Genomic DNA, 6,784 nt, shown 5'->3' with positions numbered 1-6,784 from the left:
ATAGCAGACCAAGAAAACGATTGGGATTCAAAACACCAAATCAGGTATTCTATAACATCATTTAGCGTTGCACTTGGTGTGTTAATCTAGGAAATAAAAATCTTGCCCTAGTGCGTTCTAAAAATAAAGTATAAAAACTCCTTGTATGAACTGACCCCCATAAGTTGGACACAACTTATGGGGGTTTTTATGATTTACAGTTATCCAAAACTTCTGGAAACCTGTTGGTCTAAACCAGGTGCGTCCAAACGAAGGTTTGAAGATGCCTAGGCTATAAAGTACAAACATAGGTATATGTTTGATGATTACTGTCATACAGCACAATGGAAGTATATTTCTTCGCACATACCATGTTTTACGACAGCCTTCTTTAGAAATAAAACCTTCCTTAGCGACGGTGAATACGGGTTGAGAATTGGCTCAATTATCACCTAAACACCGTTTCTCTACTGTCAAAGCTAGGTATTTGATTAAAAACTGGCTATTTTAGTTTCCCGGTCAACCATTAGTTTAGCGATAGCTGCTGGATCTGCTGCAGTCACACCATCAATTAGCGCAGATTGATCAAGACCTTTGCCGGGTAGATAAATCGCGCAGACTTCGACTTTGGTTTTTGTCTTTTCCATAACCGTTTTCATCAGACCTTGGGCACTCATATTCATAGGCGGTTGACCAACAGTCACACTGCTAGGGGCATCACGTAGTGCCATATCACCAGCCGCACCGCAAAGTAATACATGGGTTGCCGCACCCTGCTGTGCTGACTGCATCGTAAGGACCATCGACATAAGCTGCACTTGAGCGTCGTCCGAGGTGACAATCACTAATAAAGGCGGTGTTGATACTTTAATATGACGCGTTTCTTCGGCAGAAGCAGAACCAATTGCTAAGAAAGTAACCGCCGCAGTAAGTGCAGTAATAAGAATTCGTTTCATAATTTCTCTCCGTTTGTTGCAAGGTTATCGGCTCTCAAGTTAGCCTACTTGGCGAACAGCCGCTACAGGGTTATTTTGATTGCCCTATTTTGAAATGTAGGACTAAAGGTATATTTGTACATAAAAAAATGATAATTTACAAAATATGTTTAGAAAAACTCAATAACATCATTAATCATATAATATTTATTATAATAATAACATGTTATAGTGATTCTGTTGTAATTATTTAACTAGCTACTATATTCAATTACCTACTAAGGATTAGCCAATGAGAAACCGTCAACACGCACGCGAAAACTGTTCATGCCAAGACGACGTGGCACCAACCAACGCCATTCAGTTTCCGCAGCTTAATCAACCTGCACCGGATTTTAATGCGCTTACTACTGACGGTAAGAAGTCATTGGACGATTATAAAGGTCAATGGTTGGTACTATTTTCTCATCCTGCAGACTTTACCCCAGTATGTACTACTGAATTTATCGCATTCGCCAATAAAGCGGTAGATTTCCGTGCTAAGAACTGTGAGTTATTGGGGTTATCTATTGATAGCGTGCACTCTCATATTGCTTGGATGCGTAATATCAAAGAAAACTTTGATGTAGAAATCACCTTCCCTATTATTGCTGATCTATCCATGCAGGTTGCTAAGGCTTATGGCATGATTCAGCCGGGCGCGAGTGATACTTCGGCAGTGCGAGCCACCTTTATTATTGATCCAGAAGGTGTGTTGCGGGCGATGGTCTATTATCCAATGAGCAATGGTCGATCTGTAGATGAATTCTTACGCTTACTTGATGCCTTACAAACCAGCGATGCCAACAAAGTTGCTACTCCAGAGAACTGGAAAGTGGGCGAACCAGTCATTGTACCGCCACCACGCACTGCTAAAGAAGCGGAAAGCCGTGCTGACGAAGGCTATGAGTATACCGATTGGTACTTTAGTCAAAAAACTCTGTAATGAATAGGTATGGTATTTCGATATAGTTTAAATATTCCGAGATAAAGCCAGTCAATAAAAAAGCCCCGCTACTGGATAAGTAGCGGGGCTTTTTATTTATGCGTTGTTCGCTAATCACTTACTAAGTTTATAATTATCACACTATCATTTAACAACTGATCTATGACCTAACAATAAGGCTGTTTTAGATAGGTAAAATGGTTAAGGGCAGCTCATAATATTTTACCGCCGTCTTATCGTCGTAATAAAGTCAGCCGATGTGATTATCGTCATAAAGAGTGTTAGTACGTCACAAAGACTGATCTTGCTTTAAAATAAGAGCGTACTTTGACCGTTAACATGCGTTATTAACCAAAATCAACGTTATCATTTGGCATCACTGTTGGCTTACCCGCTTCAACCCAAGCATCATAACCACCAGTAACAGAGACCACATTTTTATAGCCAAGCGCTTCTAAAGACTGAGCAGCTAGGGCGCCTCGTCCACTGGATTTGCAATATAATAAGATTGAAGTATCAGTACCATTAACAGCCGGCAGATCAGACACTACAAATTCCAGCATACCACGAGGCACCAATACCGCCCCTTCAATATGACCTGCAGCATATTCAGCAGGCTCTCGTACATCGATAATAACGTCGACTTTGTGGCAAGTAGCTTCTGCCTGCGTCACTGATACTTCTTTAATTTGTGCTTTTGCAGCAGCTACTAAGTCATGTGGAGTTTTCATAGTAATACCTTAAAATATAGCAGGCAGGTAATAACCAGCTAGGTGGCAGCTTCATGCCCAAATGGTTAAAGATATCTATTCAGATACCTTAAAAAGCTAAATATAATACTTCAGAACCAGTACACTATACCAAAGTACAATATGTTATTTGCTAAAAGATGTCTACAAAGTTTCATTTACTTTAATATATATAATCTCTCATTATTGATAAGACAAAGTCTACTAATAAGAAAAGGACCCGATAATAGCTATCAGGTCCTTTTTTTACGACAAAATATAAGGCTAACGGGTTATTCAGCTGCAATGACCGTCACTTCTACTAACAGCTCAGGACGTGCTAGAGCGGACTCACCACAAGCACGAGCGGGCGGCTGAATGCCTTCAAACCACTTATCCCATACTTCATTCATCGCGGCAAAATCTGACATGCTTTTTACCCAGACCGTAGCTGATAGCATTTTTGATTTATCACTACCGACTTCTTCAAGCAAACTTTGAACTTTCTCTAGGCAAGTTAACGTTTGCGCTTTGATATCGTCTTCAGCATTGCCTACTTGACCTGATAAATAAATGGTCTGGTTATGAATGACAATTTTGCTCATACGTTGACTGCTGTGCAGCTTTTGCATTACGGTTTGTCCTTATTATTTTGGCGTTACTGTATTAACGTTTAGGTAATGAACTACCCACTACCTAAGAGGTAGGGGTTTCTTGGGTAATACCCATACTTAGTACGATGTTCTGCACCAGCGGTTAAGTAAATTTACCAAGCTAACACCCTTGAACCAAGGGTTTTTTTGAGCGTTTGCAAGCATCGCAACCCTTCATTTAGGATATTGATGCTGGCGTTAATGTCGCGGTGATGTTGGGTCAGGCAAATTTTGCACACCCACGCTCTATCACTTAGCTTAAGCTCACCTTTGCCAAGGATATGACCACAGCAAGAGCAGGTTTTAGACGAAGGATACCATCTATCAACCTTGATAACGGTCTTGCCGTACCAGTCCGCTTTATAGGTCAGCATATTAGTAAAGGTTGACCATGAGCTGTCAGCGATTGCTTTAGCAAGCTTATGGTTTTTGAGCAACCCTTTGACGTTCAAATCCTCAATCGCAATAATGTCGTGGTTTTTGACGATATTGAATGAGGTTTTATGTAAGAAGTCAGTGCGGGTGTTTCTGATCCGCTCATGAATTTTAGCGACGTTGGTATTCTGCTTTTGGTAATTGCAACTTTCGGATAATTTACGATTGGCAGCCTTTGCCACCCGCGCCCGCTTGGATAAAATACGTTGCGCCTTGGCAAGCTTGCCTTGAAGTCTCGCTAGAAACTTAGGATTAGCAATTTTTGTGCCGTCCGATAAGACGATAAAGTCTGTTAATCCTAAATCAATACCGATATTTGATTGGGTTTTAGGTAGATCGACGGCTACCGTTTCAACCAAAATACTGACAAAGTATTTACCAGTCGCGGTCTTGGTAATGGTGGCGCTTTTAACCAGCCCTGTAGTTTTTCTATCAATATTTGCTTTGATGTGACCAATTTTTGGCAACTTAATACGGTTCAAGCCAACCGCAATCGTGCCTTTTTGATTGTTGGTGGTATAACTGTCTTTTTTACCTTTGTGTTTGAAGTTTGGGAAGCCGAAAGTAGGTGATTTGAAGAAGCTTTGGAAGGCTCTTTGCAGGTTGATTTGCACATTGGCCAATGCCAAGCTATCCACTTCTTTCAACCATTCAAACTCTTTTTTATACTGAGCGGGTGTGTTTTTTAAGCTTTCTTTATGTAATTTATAGTGATTAATCTTATCAGCAAGCATTCTATTCCATATAAAACGAGCGCAGCCGAATGACTTAGCAAAGTACACTTGCTGGTCATCAGTCGGGTACAGCCTGAATTTGTAGGCTTTAAGAATGGGTTTACTCATTTTGAACCTTGCTCAGTAATATATTTTTTAATAACCTCTAGTGGTGCACCGCCTGTCGTAATCAAACAAAAAGACTGCGCCCAAAACTTATCTTTCCAGAGTTTTTGTCTGATCTGAGGAAATTCTTTTTTAAGTAGTCGGCTGCTTGCTGATTTGTAGCTGTTAATAAACTTGCTTATCTCGGTTTTCGGGTGCGCTTTGAATAAAATATGCACATGGTCTTTATCGTGATTCCATTCAATACACTCAATCTTATAATTAGGGGAAATAGCATCAAAAATAGCGTTGGCTCTATTTGACACCTCGTCATCAAATACCTCTCTTCGATACTTAGTAACCAGTATTAAGTGGTAGCTGAGCAAAAAGACTGAATGAGAATTTGTGTCTAAGACCATCTTATTGCAATATCTTTGTCTTTTTAGACTGAGTTGATATTACCATAGTGATTTATGTCGTCATAGTCAATAATGCATTCATCCCGCTACTTTAGAAGTAGGGGATTTCTGCGGAACTTTTGTTAAAAGTTTAAATAAGTAACCGCTTATTTAGAAAAACGCTGGGCGTTAAATGGTGCAACATCGACCGTTGATGGCTTATTATGAATCAGCTCTTCAACCAGACGCCCAGTAATCGGCCCTAAGGTAAAGCCTTGATGGCTGTGACCAAAGGCAAACCATAATTTGTCATGCTTGCCAGCTGGGCCAATGACCGGCTTCATATCTGGCATACATGGACGTGATCCTGCCCATGCTTCAGATTCTACTGCTTCCTCTAATGGTAATATTTTTTTGGCGAGCTTCAGTACAGTTTTTAGCTGTCCGAAATTCTTTGGCGCATCCATGGTAGTCATCTCAGCACCGGTAGTGATGCGGATACCTTGCTGCATTGGCCCCATGACAAAGCCTTTATCCATGTCAAACATACTGTGATTGATAGTGTTTTTGCCGGTAATTTTAAAGTGCTGATGATAACCGCGCATTGGGAATAGTGGCAGGTCATATCCTAACGGTTTAATTAACTCGTTAGACCAAGGTCCAGCAGCTATAACCAAATCATCGCTATAATAAGTGTCACTATCGGTGATTACTTTCCAACCATCTCCATCAGGAGTAATCGCTTTCACATTGCTTTCTTTTATCTCACCGCCCATCTCTTGAAAACTCTTAGCATACGCTTTGACCAAGGCACTTGGGTTGGATACTTGCCATGAGTTTAGCCAGTGAATTGCGCCAACAAAACCATCAAAATTAGCATTAGGCTCAATCACTTTTAATTCAGCAATGGTCAATACTTTATGTTCGACCCCTTGCTCGCGATCACTAATAGCGGCAGCGGCAGCCGTTTTCAGAGTCTCTTCAGAACGATGTAGTTGCAGCCAGCCATCGCGTCTAATCAGCTCATCAGCGTTTGAAGCAGTAATCATAGTCTGATGCTCGCTAGTACAATGCGCAATCAGGGTTTGCCACTCTGCTTCTATTTTTTTGACCGATGCCGGCGTAGAATACTTCCAATACTGTAGTAGCGCTTGATGATAACGTAGAATAGCTGGTATTCGATAACGAATATCAGTACCACGATTGGGCATGACTCTAACCAATGCTGTTAGCTGTCGAGGGAAAGGATGGGTATGAATGGCTTCGCGCTGGATCAATCCCGCATTACCGTATGAGGTCTCGAGTCCCGGTAACTTTCTGTCTAGCAGTAGAACTTTGGAGTTGTTTTTTTGTAGATGCCAAGCAGTCGATGTACCGACCATACCCGCACCAATAACAATAGCTTCGTAGCGCATAGCATAACCTTTTTTGATATGGATATAGAACCTTGAATATTAAGGCCATAGTAACGCCATTATGACAAATATTAAACTACTATCTAACAGATTTTTTTGTTATCCATTACTTTTAGTTATGATAAATTCATGAAAGGAAATTAGAAGGAATAGTGTAGAAAATTACATTTGATAACCTTACCGTAACGCAAGACCAAACCGCTTAACAATGATCTGGTTTTACTTTAAGTTGCTGATTTATTTTAAAGGATGGTTCTATATTGCCTGCAATAAATCACATTCCACCTTACACGCCTACGCTTCCTCAATTTTATATCTTTCTATATCGAGCGTAATGTACACTTATAGTCAATTCAAAATAAAAGTGTTATGACAAGGATTAATATCATAAAACAATTTAGATAAGTCGTTTTCCATCCATCCTTGGCGTAGAAACTT

7 protein-coding genes are annotated in these 6,784 nt (G+C 40.4%); 1 reads left to right on the top strand and 6 read right to left on the bottom strand.

The features are described 5' to 3' along the window. Positions 1–470 precede the first annotated feature (470 nt). Positions 471–935: a hypothetical protein gene (locus tag RCH20_RS12285; protein WP_327193805.1), complete on the bottom strand. Its 465-nt coding sequence runs from the start codon at positions 933–935 to the stop codon at positions 471–473. A 271-nt stretch (positions 936–1,206) separates the two neighbouring features. Here RCH20_RS12285 and RCH20_RS12280 point away from each other — a divergent pair, with 271 nt between their 5' ends. Then, positions 1,207–1,899: a peroxiredoxin gene (locus RCH20_RS12280; protein ID WP_327193804.1), complete on the top strand. Its 693-nt coding sequence runs from the start codon at positions 1,207–1,209 to the stop codon at positions 1,897–1,899. Positions 1,900–2,246: 347 nt separating this feature from the next. Here the strand turns inward: RCH20_RS12280 and RCH20_RS12275 are convergent, their stop codons facing one another. The 5 genes from RCH20_RS12275 to RCH20_RS12255 form a co-directional block, all read right to left on the bottom strand. Next, entirely contained in the window at positions 2,247–2,630 is a 384-nt protein-coding gene (locus tag RCH20_RS12275; RefSeq protein WP_209956934.1) for a rhodanese-like domain-containing protein, read from the bottom strand. A 290-nt stretch (positions 2,631–2,920) separates the two neighbouring features. Further along, positions 2,921–3,259 (bottom strand): RidA family protein, encoded by a 339-nt coding sequence (locus RCH20_RS12270; RefSeq protein ID WP_209956933.1) that lies wholly within the window; start codon positions 3,257–3,259, stop codon positions 2,921–2,923. Positions 3,260–3,393: 134 nt separating this feature from the next. After that, positions 3,394–4,557 (bottom strand): IS200/IS605 family element RNA-guided endonuclease TnpB, encoded by a 1,164-nt coding sequence (gene tnpB, locus RCH20_RS12265; protein ID WP_327193803.1) that lies wholly within the window; start codon positions 4,555–4,557, stop codon positions 3,394–3,396. Further along, the gene (gene tnpA / locus RCH20_RS12260; RefSeq protein ID WP_209956698.1) at positions 4,554–4,952 is read right to left on the bottom strand and encodes an IS200/IS605 family transposase; all 399 of its coding nucleotides are present in this window, start codon (positions 4,950–4,952) and stop codon (positions 4,554–4,556) included. Before tnpA ends, tnpB begins: the two co-directional genes overlap by 4 nt. A gap of 146 nt (positions 4,953–5,098) precedes the next feature. Next, entirely contained in the window at positions 5,099–6,346 is a 1,248-nt protein-coding gene (locus RCH20_RS12255) for an NAD(P)/FAD-dependent oxidoreductase (RefSeq protein WP_327193802.1), read from the bottom strand. Between the last annotated feature and the right edge of the window lie 438 nt (positions 6,347–6,784).

Source organism: Psychrobacter sp. PL15 (assembly GCF_035984995.1).
GTDB lineage: Bacteria > Pseudomonadota > Gammaproteobacteria > Pseudomonadales > Moraxellaceae > Psychrobacter.
Note: the sequence above shows the minus strand (reverse complement) of the source record. Positions and strands in the feature narration are given on the sequence as shown.